The following is a 20205-nucleotide window of genomic DNA, read 5'->3' as shown; positions in this document are numbered from 1 at the left end:
TCAGACTCCCTTGGCTTGCGCGGCTGAGCGGTTGGCAAACGCCAGATAGAGCTGCTCGATGCGCGGACGCATCATGTGCTCAAGGGCGCCACAGAACAGGATCACCAGACCCTGCAACACCACGACGATGTTGCGGTCGACACCGAACTCGAAGCTGAGCTCGGCGCCCCCCTGATAGAGGAAACCGAACAGCAGGCTGGCGATGATGACGCCGACCGGATGATTGCGCCCCATCAGCGCCACCGCGATACCGGTGAAGCCGAACCCTTCCACGAAGTTGAGCTTGATCTGGTGCAGCTCCCCCTGCAGCACGTTGAGGGCAAAGAAGCCCGACAGCATGCCGGAGATGACCATCGCCAGGATCACCACCTTGGGATAGGAGATACCGGCGTAGGCGGAGGCACTCTGGCTAGCGCCGACCGAGCGGATCTCATAACCCCAGCGGGTGTGCCAGATAAAGACCCACACCAGCGCCGCACAGATCAGCGCCCAGAAGAAGCTGATGTTGAGGGGGCTGTTGGGGATATCCATCCCGAACAGGCTCGCCATCCCGCTCATCTTGGGCAGCCAGCTTGCTTCGGCAAACACCTTGCTCTCGGTCGCCATCGAGCCGGGCGGCTTGAACACCTCCACCAGCAGATAGGCCATCAGCGAGGCAGCGATGAAGTTGAACATGATGGTGGTGATCACGATGTGGCTGCCGCGCTTGGCTTGCAGCCAGGCCGGAATAAAGGCCCAGGCCGCACCGAACAGGCCACCGGCAATGATGGCGAGCGGCAACAGCAGGGCAAACGGCAGCACATCGCCGAGCGTCAGACAGACCAGACCGACACCGAGACCACCAATATAGGCCTGACCTTCACCACCGATATTGAACAGACCGGCGTGGAAGGCGACCGCCACCGACAGACCGGTAAAGATAAAGCCGGTTGCGTAGTAGAGGGTGAAACCGACCCCTTCACCGGTGCCGAACGCGCCGTACCACATGATCTTGGCGGCATCGACCGGGTTGATGTCGAGGTAATAGAACAGAATGGCCGACACCAGGAAGGCCAGCAGGATGTTGACCGCAGACAAGACGCCTACGGAGACCCAGGCAGGAATACGTACTTGGCTCATCAGTGGGCCTCCTTGGCAACGTCATCGGGCTCGGATGTATTGACCATCATCAGGCCACACTGGATACACATAGATGTAATGCTCATGACGTCGCCCCTTGTGTCGGGCTGGCCGCCACTTCATCGGGAACGATATTCGCCATCATCAGACCAATGGTGCGCTCATCCGCCTTGGCACCATCCAGCTCGCCGACGATGCGACCATCGGCAATGACCAGAATCCGGTCAGCGAGGCTCATGATCTCGTCCAGCTCCACCGAGACCAGCAGCACCGCCTTGCCCTTGTCACGCATGGCGATGATCTGCTGGTGGATATACTCGATGGCGCCGATGTCGACCCCGCGGGTCGGCTGGCCGATCAACAGCACATCCGGGTCCTGCTCCACTTCACGGGCGATCACCAGCTTCTGCTGGTTGCCACCGGAGAAGTTGGCGGTCTTGTGATCGGGATGGGGCGGGCGCACGTCCCACTTCTCCATCTTGGCCTGACAATCCTGCTGGATCGCCTCCTTGTTCTGCAGCCACCCCTTGTTGTATTGCGGGCGGCGGTGATAACCGAGAATGAAGGCCTCTTTCGCCTCGAAGCGGTTGATCAGCCCCATCTTGTGGCGATCTTCCGGCACATGACCGAGACCGAAGTTGCGCACCAGCTCGGGATCGGCCGGTTGTTCCGCGCTCACCTTGTGCACGCCGCTGCGGCTGCTGATGGTGAAGCCACCCTTGCTCGGCTTGAGGATGCCACCAAGCAGGCTGAGCAGTTCGGACTGACCGTTGCCGGAGACCCCGGCGATGCCGACCACTTCACCGGCCCGCACCTCGAAGCTGACCGATTTGACCCGCTCCACCTTGCTGGCGTCGAAGTAGCTGAGCCCTTCGATCTTCAGCTTGGCTTCACCGGGTTGGGTTGGCCCCTTGTCGACCTTGAGGCGCACCTTGCGGCCCACCATCAGTTCGGCCAGCTGCTCCTTGTCGGTATCCTTGGTGGCGACGTGTGCCACCATCTCGCCACGGCGCATGATGGAGACCTGATCGGTAATGGCCAGGATCTCCCGCAGCTTGTGGGTGATAAGGATGATGGTCGCCCCCTGATCGCGCAGCTTTTTCAGCACCTCGAACAGGTGATCCGCCTCTTGCGGGGTCAGCACCCCGGTCGGCTCGTCGAGGATCAGGATGCGGGCGCCGCGATAGAGCGCCTTGAGGATCTCGACCCGCTGTTGCAAACCAACCGGCAGATCTTCGACCTTCTCGTGCAACGGCACGTCGAGGCCATAATCCCGCGCCAGTTCGCCCAGCATCTTTTCGGCTGACGCCACGCTCTGCTGAAGGTGCCAGCCGTTCTCAGCGCCGAGGATGACGTTTTCCAATACAGTGAAATTATTGACCAGCATGAAGTGCTGGTGAACCATGCCCACCCCTGCGGCAATCGCATCTTGTGAGCCATGGGGTTTGAACGGTTTCCCATCGATCAGCATCTCGCCTTTATCGGCATGGTAGAAACCATAAATGATGCTCATCAGGGTGGATTTGCCGGCGCCATTTTCGCCGACAATGCCGTGGATACTGCCTTTGCGAACCTTAAGGTCGATCAGCTTGTTGGCGTACACTTCGCCAAAGCGCTTATCGATACCGCTTAATTCGATGGCATAGCGATCTGTCTGGTCCATGATGCAGCCCTGCGTGTCATGACATAAGACTAAAAACCGGCCCGTGCGGGCCGGTGGTGCGTTGAGAGTCGTAGCAACTATCTAATTAGTATTTGCAGGTATTGTCGCTCATGTAGTCATGAACCTTGACCTTGCCAGCGATGATGTCAGCCTTGATGGCATCCACCTTGGCTTTCATTTCCGGGGTGATCAGCTTGGCATTGTTCTCATCCAGTGCCCAATCCACTCCGCCCTCGGCCAGCCCCAGGTTCTTGATACCCGGCTTCCACTCGCCTTTGGCCGCGTCATCCCAGGTTTGATAGGCGGCCATACCCACAGACTTGACCATGGAGGTCAGCATGGTGCCCGGCTGCAGGTGGTTCTGGTTGGAGTCTACGCCGATGGCGAACTTGCCACTGTCCTTGGCGGCCTGATAGACACCGATACCGGTGCCACCTGCGGCGGCATAAACCACGTCAGCGCCCTTGGCGAACTGGGATTTGGCCAGCTCGGCGCCTTTGGCCGGGTCAGCAAACGCAGCCGGGGTAGAGCCCGCCATGTTCTGGAACACTTCGATCTTCGGATTGACGTACTTGGCACCCTGCTCATAGCCGCACTGGAATTTGCGGATCAACGGGATATCCATACCGCCCACGAAGCCGACCTTGGCGCTCTTGGAAGCGATGGCCGCCAGTGCGCCCACCAGGAAGGAACCTTCATGCTCCTTGAAGATGACGGACTGGACGTTCGGCTTGTCGACCACCATGTCGATGATGGTGAACTGGGTTTTCGGGAATTCGGTCGCAACCTTTTCTACCGCAGAACCCATGTTGAAACCGACCGCCACGATCGGGCCATTGCCACGGCTGGCCAGACGACGCAGACCCTGCTCGCGCTGGGCTTCGTTCTGGGGTTCAAACTCTCTGACCTTGACCCCTTTGTCCTTGTTGTAGAGCTCGACGCCGTTACGGAACACGGCTTCGTTGAATGATTTGTCATACTTGCCCGCGGTGTCATAAATGACGGCTGGCTCGGAAGCAGCCTGAGCGGAGAGGGCAGCGAGAGTGAGGGAGGCCACGGTGGCCAGCTTGAGCACTTTAGTCACGATCGTATCCTTGATTGTCATTAAGTGAGGAAACTTGCTTACCTGTCAAAACAGGCTATCTAGCACGCAGGCTTACTCTAAGTCAGCCCCGATGCGGGTCAAGCAAATGATAAGGGAAAAACGTTTGCGTTAACGGTTTGAATTATAAGCAAATAACCTTATAAGCAGTTGTTTTTCAGCTGCTTTTTGGTTTTTTATGCTGCCAACAACAGACCAAAACGACATTTTACTTATTGTTCAGCAAGTTACTGTAAACCGTTTTCCGCTCTTATTCATCCGCCCCCCCTACCAGCCCGTGATCTGACTCACAAAATCCCGACAAACCGCGCGCGTAAGGGTTGGCTACAGCTGGAAACCTCCTCGCCCTCCGCTTGCTGAACCGACCCAAAATGGCCGCACCGGTGCCCTCGCGAGCGCCCATCTCGCCCCTCCCTCGAGTTTGGATTTGGTCTGACAGGGGGATGGCCGTATAATCGCAGCCTGTATAAATAAACAGGAGTGGTGATGGACGTTTCAACCCTGCTCGACGGGCTCAACGACAAGCAAAGAGATGCCGTTGCGGCGCCCCGTAGCAACCTGCTGGTGCTGGCCGGTGCCGGTTCGGGCAAGACCCGGGTACTGGTGCACCGTATTGCCTGGCTGATGCAGGTGGAACGCTGTTCACCCTTCTCCATCATCGCGGTGACCTTTACCAACAAGGCGGCGGCCGAGATGCGCGGCCGGGTCGAGAAAGTGATCGGCGACGGCGTGCGCGGCATGTGGATCGGCACCTTCCACGGTATCGCCCACCGATTGCTGCGCGCCCACCATCTGGATGCGGGCCTGCCGCAGGATTTCCAGATCCTCGACTCCGACGACCAGTACCGCCTCATTCGCCGCGTCATCAAGGCGCTCAACCTCGACGAGAAGCACTGGGCCCCGCGCGCCGTGATGAGCTACATCAACGGCAAGAAGGACGAGGGGCTGCGCCCCGGCGACATCGATCTCTACGGCGACCCCGTCACCCGCACCTATCAGCAGATCTACAAGACCTATCAGGAGACCTGCGATCGCTCCGGTCTGGTGGACTTTGCCGAGCTGTTGCTGCGCGCCCACGAGCTGTGGCTGAACAAACCGCACATCCTCGAGCACTACCGCGACCGCTTCCAGAACATCCTGGTGGACGAGTTTCAGGATACCAACGGCATCCAGTACGCCTGGCTGCGGATGCTGGCGGGCAACAGCGGCAAGGTGATGATCGTCGGCGACGATGACCAGTCCATCTACGGCTGGCGCGGCGCCAAGATCGAGAACATCCAGCGCTTCCTGACCGACTATCAGGGCGCCGAGACCATCCGCCTGGAGCAGAACTACCGCTCCACCGCCAATATCCTCAAGGCCGCCAACAGCGTCATCGCCAACAACGCCGAGCGCCTTGGCAAGGAGCTGTGGACCGAAGGGGCCGAAGGCGAGCCGATTTCGCTCTACGCCGCCTTCAACGAGGTGGACGAAGCGCGCTTTGTGGTCGGCCGCCTCAAGGATTGGAAAGAGAAAGGCGGCCTGTTGGCCGACTGCGCCATCCTCTATCGCTCCAACGCCCAGTCGCGGGTGCTGGAAGAGGCGCTGATGCAGGACGCCATGCCTTATCGCATCTACGGCGGCCTGCGCTTCTTCGAGCGGCAAGAGATTAAAGACGCCATGGCCTACCTGCGTCTGATCAACAACCGTGGCGACGACGCCAGCTTCGAGCGGGTGGTCAACACCCCGACCCGCGGCATCGGCGATCGCACCCTCGAGATCCTGCGCGGCAACGCCCGCGATCAGGGGCTTAACCTGTGGCAATCGGCCAAGGCGCTGCTCAATGACAAGGTGCTGACCGGTCGCGCCGGCAACGCGGTGCGCGGCTTTGTCGAGCTGATCGACGCGCTGGAGGAGCAGGTCGCCATGCTGCCGCTGCACCAGCAGGCGGATATCGCCATCCAGCACTCCGGCCTCAAGGCGATGTATCTGGCGGAAAAGGGCGAGAAATCCCAGGCGCGGGTAGAGAACCTGGACGAACTGGTCACCGCCTGCCGCCAATACCAGCGCCCGGACGAGCTGGAAGATATGAGCGATCTCTCCGCCTTCCTCGCCCACGCGGCGCTGGAATCCGGCGAGAATCAGGCGGACGAATATGCTGACGCAGTGCAGCTGATGACATTGCACAGCGCCAAGGGCTTGGAGTTCCCGCTGGTGCTGCTGGTCGGCGTCGAAGAAGGGATGTTCCCCAGCCAGCAATCCACCGAGGAGTCGGGCCGCCTCGAAGAAGAGCGGCGTCTCTGTTACGTCGGCATGACCCGCGCCATGGAGAAGCTCTACATCTGTTATGCCGAGAGCCGCCGCATCTACGGCCGCGAGATGTTCCACAAACCGAGCCGCTTTATCCGCGAGATGCCCGCCGAGTGTCTGGAAGAGATCCGGCTGCGCACTCAGGTCAGCCGCCCCACCCAGTACGGCCGCTTTAGCCAGAACGAGGTGCAGCAGAGCTTCGACGCCAGCGGCATCAAACTCGGCCAGCGGGTGCTCCATCCAAAATTCGGCGAAGGGGTAGTACTCAACTTCGAAGGGGTCGGCCAGCAGAGCCGGGTGCAGATCCAGTTCGACGACGTCGGCGCCAAGTGGCTGGTGACGGCGTATGCCAGATTGGAAGTGCTTTGATTTTTCCTGCCTTTTGATAAAACCAACCCGGCTTAGGCCGGGTTGGTTTATATATCATAGCTTTATTATGCAATAATTTTTATTTATAAGAAAAATCCAAAGCTGCTAACTCACTCATAATCTCTAGGCGAACCACTAATAGTTAATTTGTAATCTGACAAACCGAATCTACCTATCTGTGGTGTACAACTAGCGATTATATTAACTGACAATTCTCGACCGATAACATCATCTTCTTTTCGATGATGACCACTAGCATAACCACTCATTGAGACTTCAAATTCGTCATTAAATTTAAAACTATCGACGGCTACCTCTAGGTCATCAAATATAGTGTCAGTCTCAGCCATTGGGCCTGATAACTCCTCACTATTAAGAATTTCATAACTTGTTTCATTGACCATATCACATATCTTTTCCGCTAATTCATCAGCAGATAACAAATCTATGTTGAAACCCTCCAATATCATCTGAACATGATCAAAAAGTAACTCTCCAGATATTATTTCTTCATTGTCATTTTCAGCGCTTGCTATATTGCTAAGCTTATCAGCCAAATATACTGAATCGTGATAGATGAATTTTATTTCATCTAACTTTGAGTTGTTGAAATTTTTATCATTGATCAGCATATCTATGGTGTCATACCCAAACATGGCAGCGATAGTGTTAGTTAATCCACTCAGGCTCATGGTCACGCCATCTTGTTGGATACTATTTGAAAGCAAATTCATCCATTGATACAAGATAGGAAAGCGATTTGAAGCTAACGTTGCCCTATGAATTGCGGCTTGCCTTTCAAATTTCATTTTTTCTGTGCCCTCTTGTCGTTTTTTCACTTCAAGCTCGACACGTAACTTCTCTGCCTGAGAACTTTTTATTTCCAACTCTGCACGTTTGTTTTTTGTCTTTAAATCGATATATTCCATTATCTTGTTACGGCGTTCACTTTTCCGCATCTCCTCTTGAAGATCCATTTCAATTTCTTGAGTAAGAAACTCTTTTTCAGGATTTGCTCTAAGCCTGACTTTGTTAAGTTGTTTCTGAGCCTTTGCCTGGTTAATATCCAATTCTATAGCTTGCTTGTGCTGTGATAAAATAACGGCATTCTGTTTTTGTTTTACCCATAGTGATAAATGTGGAAATACAAACAGATATAATAGTGTCAGCATTAATGGAAGGGTTATCAGATCTACATCATAAAGTAGATTTGTGATTTGCATGGTATCAACCATGTATTTTATTCTTTCATCAATTGAGGCTGTTCCTAAAAATAGGGTTGCCAACTTATCCCAGTTACATATACACCAAGAGAAAATAAAGGTGCCAATTATAGGGTCTTTAACCCTTATTCTGGCATTACCTTTAATTGAACTCCATATATCCTCTAATATCCCCACTCTCACTCCCATCGGCAAAAATAGTTTTAATTTCGGATTGTTAATGTAACAAAAATACGCCTAATCTTATGATATATTTACATAAAATCTGTGACATCGATCTTTTAGTAGATGGCGTAGCTGGTGAAGCTACGCCGTTTTCTTTAATTGAAGGGCCGTAGGTTCGATTAGCGAAGCGTAATCGGACGATCGCGTAAGACGTTCGCGTTATCGGTCACTTACAACGGAACAACCCTTTTAGGTATTTACTCCAATCCCCCCAACGCCCCATCCACCGATCCGCACCAATCCGGTGGATAGACGCCATTCGCCACGTAACGATGGAAGGTGGAATACGGCCAATCGGCCACCCGGGTGACATGACCATGCTTGAGCGGGTTGATATGGACGTAATCCATATGGCGGCGGTAATCCTGCTCATCCCGGATCAGATGTTCCCAATAATGGCGCTGCCAGATGCCCCGCTCCCCGTGGCGTAACCGGGTCTGGCTGCGCCGCTCGTTCACCGGCAAGGCGCGGGAAAAGTGGCTTTTGATCAGCCGCCAACGCAGGGGGAAATCGGTGTCCCCCTCCGGTAATGAGAGAATGCAGTGGAGATGGTCGGGCAACACCACCCATGCGTGAATGGCGAAGGGGTGAGCCTGTTGCACCTTGGCAACGCTATTGCGCAGCAGGTCGATCTGCTCCACCAGCAACCGGTTGTTGCGCCTCTCCAGCAGGTTGACGGTAAAGAACCAGGTTCCTCCGGGCCACCATGCCCGCCGCCAATTGGCCATCCTTTTCACCTCGTTGAGACCGAAAAGCCAAGCATAGCCTTGCCTCACTTCGATCTGCTTGCGGGTCGTGATGGTGCGGTTGTTCCATTACACGATTGTTCGATTACGCGATCGTCCGATTACGCTTCGCTAATCGAACCTACACGATGGCTCAAAGCGGCTTGCAGCGATGCGTTAGACGAGTGGAACAGGTAGGGGAAATCAGAAACCCGGCCGCCAGCTGGGGCGCGGCGGCCGGGTGAATTGTAAAGAGTAGGGTGACAGGGAAAGGGATCAGCCTAGTCTAATCAACTCGATGGGGGCGTAACGCTCTCCGGAGTTTGCCAGCAGCACGCACTTCTCATGCTCCGCCTGATAGGGGGTCATATTGTCGGTGTGGGCCTCTTTCAGAAAATCGACGGCGCCAGTGGCGGCAATCATCACGCGCTGACCTTGGTTCAGCACATTGCGGTTACGGTCATAGATCTTCATCTCATTCTCCTTTTCTGGTGTCCTGGCTAATACGCAGGCGCGTGTCCAGGACAACGGCATTCAGCCTACGCCCCTGAAAAAAGGTGATTTATGTCACAGATCAAAAAAGGGGCGATAAGGGACTCGCAGGTTCAAAAAGCGAGCATGGCCCCTTGGCCAGCGGTTGTCGCGCGCAGTGCCTCTCCCCTACCCTTTTCGTCGCGACGGGCGCTAAGCTGACAGGGGATGGGGTATATTGGTGGCCGATTTGCCAGTCTCATTCACTGTGGCCGCGCAAGCGGGCCGCTATTTCAACAAGATGGAGAGTGTTCATGAATCGCGACATTACCGCCCAGTTTATCAAGATGCTGACCAACCTCGACCACTGCCTGGCCAAGGCCGTAGCCCATGCCGAGGCGAAGCAGTTCAACGTGGAGAACTTCTTTGGCGATCGGCTGATCGTCGACATGCTGCCCCTTAGCAAGCAGGTGCTGATCTGCTGCGATTCAGCCCGCGCCGTGGTGGCTACCGCCAGCCACAGCGAGCTGCCGGCCATGGGCGATGAGCCCAAAACCATCGCGGATCTGCGCGCCCATATCGGCAAGACCATCAGCTATCTGCAAGGCAAGCTGGACGCTGACTACAGCCAGTATGCCAGCGGCCGCTACGTGCCCCACTGGGCGGGTGGTAAGGGGATGGATGGTCATACCTGCGTCCATGAGTACGGCATCCCCAACTTCTACTTCCACCTCACCATGACCTATGCCCTGCTGCGCAGCGCCGGGGTCGATCTCGGCAAGCGCGACTATCTGGGCGGGCTCAATCTGCAATAAGCCGCCCTTCAGAGACGATAAAGCCTGCCTCATGGCAGGCTTTGTCGTTTCCGGGCCGGGTCAGCGCCCCAGATTGTCCGCCAGCTGTTTGGCGCGATTGGCCGCCCACTGGTCGATCATCTTCTCCATCTCCTCGGCGGTGATGGGTTCATCCTTGTGGGTGCTGTCCGGGCTCTCGCGGGCATCCATCACCCGCACCAGCAACTTGCCGCTCTGGGAGTCGAGCAACTGGGCCATGCTGCCCACCTTGAGCAGGTAGGGCTCCTTGCCGATCACTTCGCGGGTGACGTTGATGGCGATCTTGGCGGGCAGCAAGTCACGCAGTTTGGGGTCGGGGCGGGTCAGGTCGAAGTTGGTGACGGCAGCCTGGATCCGCATCACCTTCGGGCCGGGGGCGGTGGCGATCTTGACGCCATGCTTGACCAGCTCGCTCTGGAATTTGTCGTGGTAGTAGCGGCCAATCTGGCTCTGTTCGTTGGCGGTCAGCAGATACCACTGGCCATTCTCCTGCCGGATAAACTGCAGCGGATCGAGCAGCACCTCATTGTACTGGCGCAGATCAACGCCCGGCTCCTTGTAGACGCGCTGGTTGGGGTTGCTCTCGCTCGGCTGGAAGGCGCTGAAGGGGACAGTTTGCAGTGACTGCAAGCTGTAGGAGACCTGATTTTTGACGGCGCAGCCACCCAGCAGGGCCGCAGCCACGGCAACCATCACGACCTTGTTCATATTTGCTCCTGCATTTTACTGTTTGTTTTTGCTGTGGATTTCGCACCACATGGCTGGAGACCCCGTGCCGGATGCCGCCAATGTCACAGAGAAATAACCTATTCACTACCGCCCCACAAGGGACAGATCAAGATTGTTCAGCCCACATCCAAGTTGTCACAATTGCGGCACTTTTGTACAGGTGTACAGGGGAGGGGAGACAAGGGTGAGAACGGCGATCTGGCGAGGCGATCGTTGTTTAATCTGGCTAAATGGGGTGCGCTGGGCGTTCTGCTGGTTGCACGCCGCCAGCGCCGGGGCCATCCCCCACCACCAGCAAAGAGGCAGTAGACGCATAGCCGGATACTCCTGACAGGTAAACCTTGCTGGAGTATAGACTCATGCGCCGACTCATCAGGCCACCAGCTCGGCCCCCATGCTCACCAGAATGGAGAGGCTGACCACCGCAAACAGTACGCCGGTCACCAGATTGAGCGGCCGCTGCACCCGCAGCAACAGGCGCTGGGCGCGATCGGTGGAGAGGCTCCACGCCAGCAGCCCGAACCAGCAGAGGGAGATGATAAAGAGCTCGCCCACCAGCAGGCTGCGGGTCATCCCGTCCACCTCTGGCGTCACCATGGCGGCCAGCAGACCGATAAAGAACACCAGCGCCTTGGGGTTAAGCAGGTTGGTGGCAAGGCCAGTGCGCACGCCCCTGCCCCAGCCGCGCAGCTCGTTGGCGGCGCTGGCCATCACGGCACTGCTCTGCTGGCGAGCCGCCATCAGGGCGCCCCACCCCAACCAGCCCAGATAGAGGGCGCCGCAGCACTTGATCACCATAAAGAGCAGCGGGTGGCTGGCGATCAGCATGCTGATCCCGGTCAGGCTCAGGGTGGCGTGCACCATGATCGCCAGCGAGATGCCCAGCGCCGCACCAAGGGCGGTCGGCCGGTGCAGGCTGGTGCGCAGGATCAGGGCGAAATCGGGGCCGGGGCTGGCCAGTGCAATCAGGTGCATCAGGCCGAGGGTAACGAACAGACTGGTCAGCATAACAACTCTCGCTTTAACGACGGAGATCCAGCATGGCGGATCAGCTGGGGGCTTGTAAAAGATTGCATCTGGACACGAAATTCGGCGGGCGTCAGACCGAATGCCTGGCGAAAGCCATGGTGGACGTGACTCCCACCAGCACGGACGCATCGGAAATAGCAAAGGGAGGCATAACACCTCCCTTCGTCTGACCGCACAGTCCCGTTACTTGGGTTGCAACTGCATCTCTTGCAGATACTCCAGCACCTGGGTTTTGTAGTCCGCCTGATAGGAGAACTTGACGCTGTCGCACGCCGCAATCAGGTTCACCGCGGTGCAGAACACGGCGGCCGCCAGCAGCCCCTTGCCAACCCACTGCGGGTAACGACAGCTCCAGCGCACCAGCAACAACAGGATCGGGAACAGGGCGTAGGGGAAAATCAGCATCAGATGCCAGTAGTTGAAGATGATCGGCGAGAGCGCTGCACTCGCCAGCACCGCCAACACTGCCGCCAGCGCATAGAGACCGAGCCAGCTTTCGCCGTCCACTGGCGCAGAGTCGCTGCGCAGCAGACGCTGTTTGAGTTCACGCCACAACTGCCAGTTGGCCTTGGTCGCCAGCAGCACAGTCGCCGCGCCCACCCCGTAGATCACCACCCGCCACAGCCAGACCGCCACCATCTGCAAGTATTCATGACCCGCCAGCCAGATGAACTGGGTGTCATTGACCAGCTTGCTGGCAAACAGCCAGGAGCCATACCGCAGCCAGTAGAGCACTGATTTCAGCACCGGATAGACATGCACCAGCCCCCAGCCGATATAACGCTGACGCGCTTCGGGATCGACATTCTGGGTGATCTGGCTGTTGCTCATCACCTCCATGGCATAGGGGATCAAAGATGCACCGATCAACAGGGTCGCCACCACCACTCCGCTCCAGCTCACCTTGAGAATGCGGCGCCAGAAGAGGTAGGTGGAGATGACCGCCAGCAACGGCCAGGAGTAGTGCAGTTGCATCGCCATACCGATCGCCAGCAGGTGAACAATCGTGTGCCAGAAGGAGGCCCTCTCCCGCATATGCCAAGCCGACCAGCAATGCATGGCCGAGAAGAGGAACAGATAAGAGGGGTTGTAGAGCAGACTCTCGTACTGGAACCAGGGGTTGAGCCAGCAGAGCACCAGAAACAGCAACCGCGCATTGCCCTTCGATACGGGATCAGCAAACACCTGGCGGATCACCGCATCAAATAGCAGGAAACCGACCAACCGCATCGCCAGCAGCAGCACCATGGGCGCATAAGGTGAATCCCACAGCAGCAAGGGCCCCCCAATCAACCAGGCCGACAGACTCCCCGGCACATTGCCCACCGCACTCGCCGCATTGCCATAGCTGAGCCAGACCCCCTCATAAGCACCAAGGTAACCCTTGTAGAGCATCTGGGTCTGATCGCCAGTGAGGAGCTGATTAACAGAAAACAACCAGGATAGCAGCAGCCCGGCAAATATACAGGCAGCGAATAATGCGTTATGGTAGCGCCCACTAAGACCAATCATTGATCCACACCTATTGAAAAAATTGCTAACGACTTTAACAGTTGCCACCTGATTTTGCTCGTTTATGATTCACATTTTTAATAGATTTTCCAGTAACTTATGAGACCTGCGGAGCAGTTATGACCCCACCAGTTAAAAAGTTTTTATTCATTGTTGAAGACTTGTATGGTGGTGGTGCAGAAAAGGTTCTGCTGAATACCGCATCCTTGCTAAAAGATGCCGGCGCCGATGTAACCTTGTTTACCTTGCGGGAAAAAATAGACCATACGCTACCTGACAACATTCACCCGATTAATCTTGGCATTGTCACAAAACTGACTAAAGCCATATCCAATGTTGCGGTTGAAAAAATACAAGCATCTTTGATCTTGAAAAAAGTCAAAGAGATCTCGCCTGACGTAATTATCTCATGCTCATGTGACAAAATTACGAGACACCTGCCTGATACACTGAATGTTTATTACTGGATCCACGGAAATGTCACCGGCTTTGCCAAAGACAATGCCAAAGGATATAAAAAATTCAAGCGTTTCTATAATGGCAAGAAACTGATCTGCGTATCTCGTGGCATCGCGGACGACATTTTACAAAATGTAAAAGCCACACCAAAATCGTGTCAGGTTATCTACAATCCGTTTGATATCGAGAAAATTCAGGCGTTGGCCAATGAGCCTTTCAGCAAGCCATTCGACAAGTATTTTATCCATGTCGGCACCTTCGAAGAGCGAAAACGCCACGATCGCCTCTTGCAGGCATATCAGCTAAGCGGCGTTGCTACACCACTCGTCCTGATGGGCAAAGGGGAGCGGCGTCCTCACATTGAAGCCATGATCGCGGAGATGAGCCTTGCCAACAAGGTGAAGATCATCGACTTTCAGAAGAATCCCTATCCCTATATCAAAGCAGCCCAAGCACTTATCCTGACATCCGATGCTGAAGGGCTGCCAACAGTGCTTATTGAAGCGCTTATCTGCCACACACCGGTTATCAGTGTGGATTGTCCGTCTGGGCCCGCGGAGATCATCACCTCTGATATAGAAAAATATTTAGTTCCTTTAGATGATCCTCATAAACTAGCTCTGGCTATTTCTGATATGGATTACTACCGTGCTATTATAAATGGCGAATTATATAAAGCGTTCTCCAACAAAAAAACAATCACTACTTTTATGGCTCTATAAAAATGGTGATTTATATTAAAATCACCATTTTTAGTTAAAAAACAATCAACGCCGCGAATTCTTAATATAGATAACAAGATTGAATAAATAGCTTAATAAATCGCCGCGAAAACGAAACACCTCCTTTCTCGCTCTCGAAAATAGAGAGCGTTTTCCTTTATTTTCTCGTTCAGAATATCCAATTTCAGATGGCAGGTCTGTTTGCAATACGATCGGTGGCTCAATACCATAGTCACAAACACCATGAATATATTCACTATCCATATAGTCATCCACTGGCCACCACCATGACTCTGAGTAACTGAGAAATTTTTCCGCAGCTGTAGGCGACAGCGCGTATCCATGACAGCAACTCGGCCCTCTCAAATACTTGACGAGTGAGTGCCCCTCTACTCCATTAAGATGTTGCATAGAATAATATGCGCCAAACATTGGCATCTTTTTTAGTGGTCCTCGCCCTAATCGCACATAACGATAATGCGATAATATATCATCGAGGTCTTTGACACAATTTAAAAACGAATCAGAAAAATCTACATCATCCTCTAAAATTAATATTGGCTCTTTTAATAAAACACACTTTGCCCACAATGCTCTATGACTTGAAAAACAGCCTCTTTCACCCAGAGTTAGTGAGTGACCCTTCTCTTTTATTCTTTGCTCATCATCATATCCTGGAGTTTCTTCTACGCGACCATCTACCGCGGAGAAAAACTCAAATGCAATGCCTAAACCAGACAAATGCTTTGTGATTCCTTCCCTACGCTCACTGGAACGTTCCAGACTAACAACATATATCTTCATTGTTGATTCTCATTATTAATTGAAACGGATAGCGCCAATACTAAAGAGAAGACAAAAAATGTTATGCCTGAATTATGTGCAAAATATGCCTGACTAAGATTATAATCTGCAGTAGTCAAACACGTAACAATCACAAGCACACATCCACAATATGCATCCGATGCAGGATCCATAATAGGTATTTTTTTCTTCACTAAAAGAATTGGAATACATAACATAGCAAGCAGCACCAATAACCCTACAACTCCGCGCTTTGCCATCGCTTCAAGATATTGGTTATGGGCATGATAGTTAAAGTTATATATAAACTCGGAAATTTTATTTTCTTTTAATTGTTGTTTCTGTGAATCACGTAAACCATTTTGACCCCACCCAAAAAATGGCTTCTCCTTAAATGAATCAAAAGCGCTTCCCCACAATTGAAAACGGATGCCAAGTGACGTATTCAAATTAGTACCATCGATGTACTGTTCTATATCAACTTTCGCAGCATCAAACCTTTTCAACATACCTGTTTGAGGTGTAAGCACCATCGTCACAATAATTGCAAGCAAAAACAACAACCCCTTCCTCTCATTATTTGTAATAACTTTTCTATACATCATTAATATCGAAACAATCACAACTGGAAGCAATATCCAACCGCCTCTTGTCCCCGATAAGAAGCTCCCAGTCAAACCAGAAACTGCACCTAACATATACAGGTAAGAGAAATATCTATTATTATTAGCGCGACACCAAAAATAGCCGCATAAACAAAAAAGACCGAGAGACATACTAATGTTTCCGGACTGTATAGGCATTGAATAAAAGTCGAATGCTCGTTCATACCCGAGATAGAATTTATCATAAATTGCGACGCAAGCAGCTATTAATGCACCACACGCAAACCCACTAAGCAAAACTTCCAACTTAACTTTATGTTTAGCAAGTGTAGGCATTACCAGTGCAGCCATTAATGCTCGGCTTGGCCTATCTAATTGGCTAATTGAACTACCATCGACAATAACCGATATTAAAAAAAGTACGAAATATGATAAAAGTAATGCTGCAATTATTTTATGCTCTTTCTCCATGGCTGAAATATATTCTTTCTTCCAAAATACAAACAGGCTTACGAATGCCAACAACGCTGGCCCATACGAATACCCACTTGGAATAGCAAGGGCCAGCGCACCAAATAAAAATGCTGATGTTTGTACTATAAGAGGAACAAGTCCCTCTTTCTTAAATAAGAGCATTATCATTTTCTCACTTTCTAAAAACATAATTCCCACGAATTTTGCGCCATAACCCGAACGCATCTGTGCGAGGGAAAATAGCGATCCGACGGATCTGGAAAGGGTCCTGGTGCATTGCTTTGGGGCCGCTATTGGTAGCGACGGCAAAACGATACCCGGCGGCGATAGCCTGCTCCTTGGCACTCTCGTTCATATCTCCGTAAGGGTAGGCAAACGAGAGCAGCGGATGGCCAAGCAGGGTCTCCAGTTGGCATTTATTCTCCTGAATTTCATGGGCTTGTTGCTCGGGTGTGAGCTGACTCAAGCGGGGATGGGTCAGGGTATGCCCACCAATTTCCACATGGCCGCTGGCGGCCAGCGCCTTGACCTGCTCACCACTCATCAATGAAATCTTGGTATCCGGATTGGTCGGATGCTCCACATCCCAACGGTTATAGCCTTCACCGGTGACCACGTACACCACGGCTTGGTAACCATATTTTTCCAGCAATGGCAGCATGCGGGTCAGGTTGTCCTGATAGCCGTCATCGGCAGTGATCATCAGGTACTTCTTGCCGTATTGCAGACGGTGGATAAAGCCTTTGTCCGCCAAATCGCGGAAAGTCAGGGTTTCATAGCCTAGCCACTTCATCAGGCGCAGATGCTTCTCGAACATGGTGATCGGCATCCAGGTACCATGCACCCCTTTCTCGCTATCCTGTTCGATAAAACGGTGGTACATGATGACGGGCATCTCGCGGCGCAGGGTGTCGACTACCGCATCCTGATAGATGGACTCGAGACCAGAGACCACCCCTTGCAAGCCATACTCATCCTGAATGCGCTGGCGAATGGCTTCCGGCACCACCTTGCTCGCGAGCGCGGACTCTACCTCAACTTTCAGCGAAGCAAAGTCGATAGCCAGATCCTTGGGACCAATATCGCCGAAGTTGCTGGCCAGCGCCTCCTCCAGATTCTGTTCAGTCACCAGACCGATGGCCCTGGCTTCACCGATGGCAAAGGCGGGGCGACCGCAGAGCAGGGCTTCCATCGCCACCCGACCGGCACCGATCACCAGATCGCATTGCGCCAGCAGCGCGGGGACATCATCCACATAACCGACAAACTCGGCGCGATCGTCGAAACGGGCAAAGCGCTCCGGCACCTTGGTGCCGCTGACAATCCGCACTCGACAGGCATCCAGATCGAGCACTTCGTCGAGCAGGCGGTAGCAGAGCTCCCCCTTGGGGCCACTCAGACGACCAATGATGGCGATCACCGGCTTGGGGTTATCCGGTGCCGACACGGGCTGAAATTTGTCGGTTTCGATACCGTTGCGCAGCACCTGCACCATGGCAGGATCCACCCCAAGGTTGTCGATGATCTGGTGGGCAATATCCTCGCAGACGGCAACCGCCCGATAGCCGAGTGCATGGAACGCCTTGCGCGAGGCGTGCACCGGCTGGCGACCATGCACCGTAGTGATCATCGGGGTGCTCGTCAGCTTGCAGGCCACATAACTGCTCCAGCCGGAGGCGCGGGAGTGAGCGTGTACCAACTGGATATGATGCTTCTTGATGAGGTAGATAAGATAGAATACGTGCCAAAAGCGGCGCAGGATACTGCGCTTGTTGAAGCGAAGCCGAAAGACGGGGCCAAGCGTCGGTTTGGTCAGGGTGTCTGACACATAAAAGACGTTGTGACCACGCCGGGTCAGTTCATTACCGACCGTGGTGGCATAAACCTCGGCGCCCGTGACTTCGAGCTGGGAGAGTGCCATCAATATATTCATCGCGCGGTTACCCGGTAGAGAAGAGAGGAACGGCAAGCAGCGACAGACACCAGAAACCGGAAGCAGGCGAGTACCCACCTCCGGTTTTGCGCTCAAACTGCCGCGTTGTGCTCACCCGTTAGCGGTTGAGCCAGGCCATATAATCCGCAACCCCTTCGGCAACGGTTTTAAACTCGGCGTCATAGCCTACGCTGCGCAGCTTGGTCATGTCGGCCTGGGTGAAGCTCTGGTAGCGACCCTTGAGGTGATCCGGGAAGGGAATGTACTCGATGGCACCCTTCTGATGATGCTTGATCACCGCCTCGGCCACGTTCTGGAACGGCTCGGCCCGGCCGGTACCGCAGTTGAAGATGCCGGAGTGCTGCGGGTTCTGCCAGAACCAGAGGTTGACCTTGCAGACGTCATCCACATAGATGAAATCGCGCATCTGGCCACCGTTCGGGAAACCATCGCAGCCTTCGAACAACTTGGGATTCTCGCCCTTCTTCACCTGGGTATTGAGGTGGAAGGCGACGGAAGCCATAGAGCCTTTATGCTGCTCGCGCGGGCCGTAGACGTTGAAGTACTTGAGGCCGACTACCTGAGAGTTGATCTCCGGCATCCAGCGGCGCACGTACTGGTCGAACAGCTGCTTGGAGTAGCCGTAGACGTTGAGCGGCTGTTCGAACTTGGGATCTTCGATGAAGTTGTCGTTGCGGCCACCGTAAGTGGCGGCAGAAGAGGCGTAGATAAACGGAATTTCGCGCTCGATGCAGTAGTGGAACAGATCCTTGGAGTACTCGTAGTTGACCTCCATGATGAACTTGCCGTTCCACTCGGTGGTCGCAGAGCAGGCGCCTTCGTGGAAGATCACCTCGATGCCGTTGTCCCACTCTTCAAACTCGTCACCGGAGACGATCCGTGCCTGGAACTCGTCTTTGTCCATGTAGTCAGCGATGGTCAGATCGACCAGGTTGACGAACTTGGTGCCATCGGTCAGGTCATCAATGACCACGATATCGGTCCGTCCTTGAGCGTTCAGCTGCTTGACCAGATTGCTGCCGATAAAGCCAGCACCGCCAGTTACTACGATCATGGAGTTTGCCTCTCGTACGTTAATGGCTACATGTGACTGCTTGTTAAAGCTGTGTATAGTGAGCCAATTTGAAATTGCTGAAAAGTTTATCACGGGCCGCCTGGGGATTCGACCTTGATCAAAGCTGCCCCGAGCGGAACCTGTTGGAGAAATGAGTGATGAAAACCAGAGACAGGATCATTCACAGCGCAACCGAGCTGTTCAACGATCAGGGTGAACGCAACATCACCACCAACCATATTGCGGCACACATGGGCATCAGCCCGGGCAACCTCTATTACCACTTCCGCAATAAAGAAGACATCATCCACTCCATCTTCGACCAGTATGCCCGCCACCTGAGCGAGAGCTTCGTCCCCACCCGTAACCGTGAAATCACCCTGCAAGATCTGATGGGCTATCTGGATGCCATCTTCTATCTGATGTGGCAGTTCCGCTTCTTCTACGCCAACCTGCCGGACATCCTGAGCCGCGACGAGCCACTGCAGCAGAAGTACCTCAAGGCCCAGGAGCAGATGCGCTCCTCCGTGGTCGCGCTGCTCAGGAGCCTGCGCGAAGGGGGCATCATAGATGTCAGCGATGATGACCTGCCGGATCTGGGCCAGACCATCAAGATGGTGGTGACCTGCTGGATCCCGTTCCAGATAGCTCAGGCTCCAAACACCCGCATCACCAAACCGCTGCTCTATCAGGGCGTCTTGAAGGTGCTGTTCCTGCTGCGCCCTTATGTGCAACCCCTGGTGGCCGGACAGATCCAGCAGCTGGAGCAACACTACCGCCAGCTGGCCCAACCAGCAGGGTGAGATCTGTTTCACATTTGCTGAATGTCAGCACAATCATTTGA

Annotated in this window: 17 protein-coding genes; 4 read left to right on the top strand and 13 right to left on the bottom strand. The window is 54.0% G+C overall.

From position 1 onward, the window contains the following. The 3 genes from NMD14_00420 to NMD14_00410 all read right to left on the bottom strand — a co-directional run bounded on the left by NMD14_00420 (position 1) and on the right by NMD14_00410 (position 3866). The gene (locus NMD14_00420; protein XEI32998.1) at positions 1-1119 is read right to left on the bottom strand and encodes an ABC transporter permease; all 1119 of its coding nucleotides are present in this window, start codon (positions 1117-1119) and stop codon (positions 1-3) included. A gap of 82 nt (positions 1120-1201) precedes the next feature. Beyond that, a complete protein-coding gene (locus NMD14_00415; protein ID XEI32997.1) occupies positions 1202-2782 on the bottom strand; it encodes an ABC transporter ATP-binding protein in 1581 nt (526 codons plus the stop codon). Positions 2783-2867: 85 nt separating this feature from the next. Further along, positions 2868-3866 carry a BMP family ABC transporter substrate-binding protein gene (locus NMD14_00410; GenBank protein XEI32996.1) on the bottom strand — a complete coding sequence of 333 codons (999 nt, stop codon included), beginning with the start codon at positions 3864-3866 and terminating at the stop codon, positions 2868-2870. A gap of 504 nt (positions 3867-4370) precedes the next feature. Here NMD14_00410 and uvrD point away from each other — a divergent pair. Beyond that, positions 4371-6542, top strand: a complete 2172-nt coding sequence (uvrD, locus tag NMD14_00405) for a DNA helicase II (GenBank protein ID XEI32995.1) — start codon at positions 4371-4373, stop codon at positions 6540-6542. Between the two features lie 110 nt (positions 6543-6652). On the opposite strand, the gene NMD14_00400 is transcribed toward uvrD, so the two are convergent. The 3 genes from NMD14_00400 to ydfZ form a co-directional block, all read right to left on the bottom strand. Continuing rightward, positions 6653-7942 (bottom strand): hypothetical protein, encoded by a 1290-nt coding sequence (locus tag NMD14_00400; GenBank protein XEI32994.1) that lies wholly within the window; start codon positions 7940-7942, stop codon positions 6653-6655. 245 nt (positions 7943-8187) lie between these two features. Next, entirely contained in the window at positions 8188-8718 is a 531-nt protein-coding gene (locus NMD14_00395) for a transposase (GenBank protein ID XEI32993.1), read from the bottom strand. Positions 8719-8991: 273 nt separating this feature from the next. Next, complete coding sequence (gene ydfZ, locus NMD14_00390) at positions 8992-9189, bottom strand: putative selenium delivery protein YdfZ (GenBank protein ID XEI32992.1); 198 nt, start codon at positions 9187-9189, stop codon at positions 8992-8994. 311 nt (positions 9190-9500) lie between these two features. On the opposite strand from ydfZ, the gene NMD14_00385 reads away from it, so the two are divergent. Continuing rightward, positions 9501-10001: a DUF1993 domain-containing protein gene (locus tag NMD14_00385; protein XEI32991.1), complete on the top strand. Its 501-nt coding sequence runs from the start codon at positions 9501-9503 to the stop codon at positions 9999-10001. A 60-nt stretch (positions 10002-10061) separates the two neighbouring features. Here the strand turns inward: NMD14_00385 and NMD14_00380 are convergent, their stop codons facing one another. From NMD14_00380 to NMD14_00370, 3 genes are all read right to left on the bottom strand, one after another. Beyond that, positions 10062-10727, bottom strand: a complete 666-nt coding sequence (locus NMD14_00380; GenBank protein XEI32990.1) for a DUF3313 domain-containing protein — start codon at positions 10725-10727, stop codon at positions 10062-10064. Positions 10728-11120: 393 nt separating this feature from the next. Next, a complete protein-coding gene (locus NMD14_00375) occupies positions 11121-11756 on the bottom strand; it encodes a LysE family transporter (GenBank protein XEI32989.1) in 636 nt (211 codons plus the stop codon). Positions 11757-11960: 204 nt separating this feature from the next. Further along, a complete protein-coding gene (locus NMD14_00370) occupies positions 11961-13214 on the bottom strand; it encodes a 3-deoxy-D-manno-octulosonic acid transferase (protein ID XEI32988.1) in 1254 nt (417 codons plus the stop codon). Between the two features lie 194 nt (positions 13215-13408). On the opposite strand from NMD14_00370, the gene NMD14_00365 reads away from it, so the two are divergent. Next, positions 13409-14470, top strand: a complete 1062-nt coding sequence (locus NMD14_00365) for a glycosyltransferase (GenBank protein ID XEI32987.1) — start codon at positions 13409-13411, stop codon at positions 14468-14470. Positions 14471-14515: 45 nt separating this feature from the next. Here NMD14_00365 and NMD14_00360 read toward each other — a convergent pair whose 3' ends face one another. The 4 genes from NMD14_00360 to rfaD all read right to left on the bottom strand — a co-directional run bounded on the left by NMD14_00360 (position 14516) and on the right by rfaD (position 19361). Then, positions 14516-15274 carry a glycosyltransferase family 25 protein gene (locus tag NMD14_00360; GenBank protein ID XEI32986.1) on the bottom strand — a complete coding sequence of 253 codons (759 nt, stop codon included), beginning with the start codon at positions 15272-15274 and terminating at the stop codon, positions 14516-14518. After that, positions 15271-16542, bottom strand: a complete 1272-nt coding sequence (locus NMD14_00355) for an O-antigen ligase family protein (protein XEI34680.1) — start codon at positions 16540-16542, stop codon at positions 15271-15273. The genes NMD14_00360 and NMD14_00355 overlap by 4 nt, the downstream gene beginning before the upstream one ends. Beyond that, positions 16526-18286 (bottom strand): polysaccharide deacetylase family protein, encoded by a 1761-nt coding sequence (locus NMD14_00350; GenBank protein ID XEI32985.1) that lies wholly within the window; start codon positions 18284-18286, stop codon positions 16526-16528. The genes NMD14_00355 and NMD14_00350 overlap by 17 nt, the downstream gene beginning before the upstream one ends. A 118-nt stretch (positions 18287-18404) precedes the next feature. Beyond that, entirely contained in the window at positions 18405-19361 is a 957-nt protein-coding gene (gene rfaD, locus NMD14_00345; protein ID XEI32984.1) for an ADP-glyceromanno-heptose 6-epimerase, read from the bottom strand. 158 nt (positions 19362-19519) lie between these two features. Here rfaD and NMD14_00340 point away from each other — a divergent pair, with 158 nt between their 5' ends. Further along, positions 19520-20164, top strand: coding sequence for a TetR/AcrR family transcriptional regulator (locus tag NMD14_00340; protein ID XEI34679.1), 645 nt, complete (start codon positions 19520-19522; stop codon positions 20162-20164). The last annotated feature ends 41 nt before the right edge of the window (positions 20165-20205 follow it).

The organism is Aeromonas veronii, from assembly GCA_041319085.1.
Lineage (GTDB): Bacteria > Pseudomonadota > Gammaproteobacteria > Enterobacterales > Aeromonadaceae > Aeromonas > Aeromonas veronii_F.
This window is presented reverse-complemented; position numbering and strand designations above follow the sequence as displayed.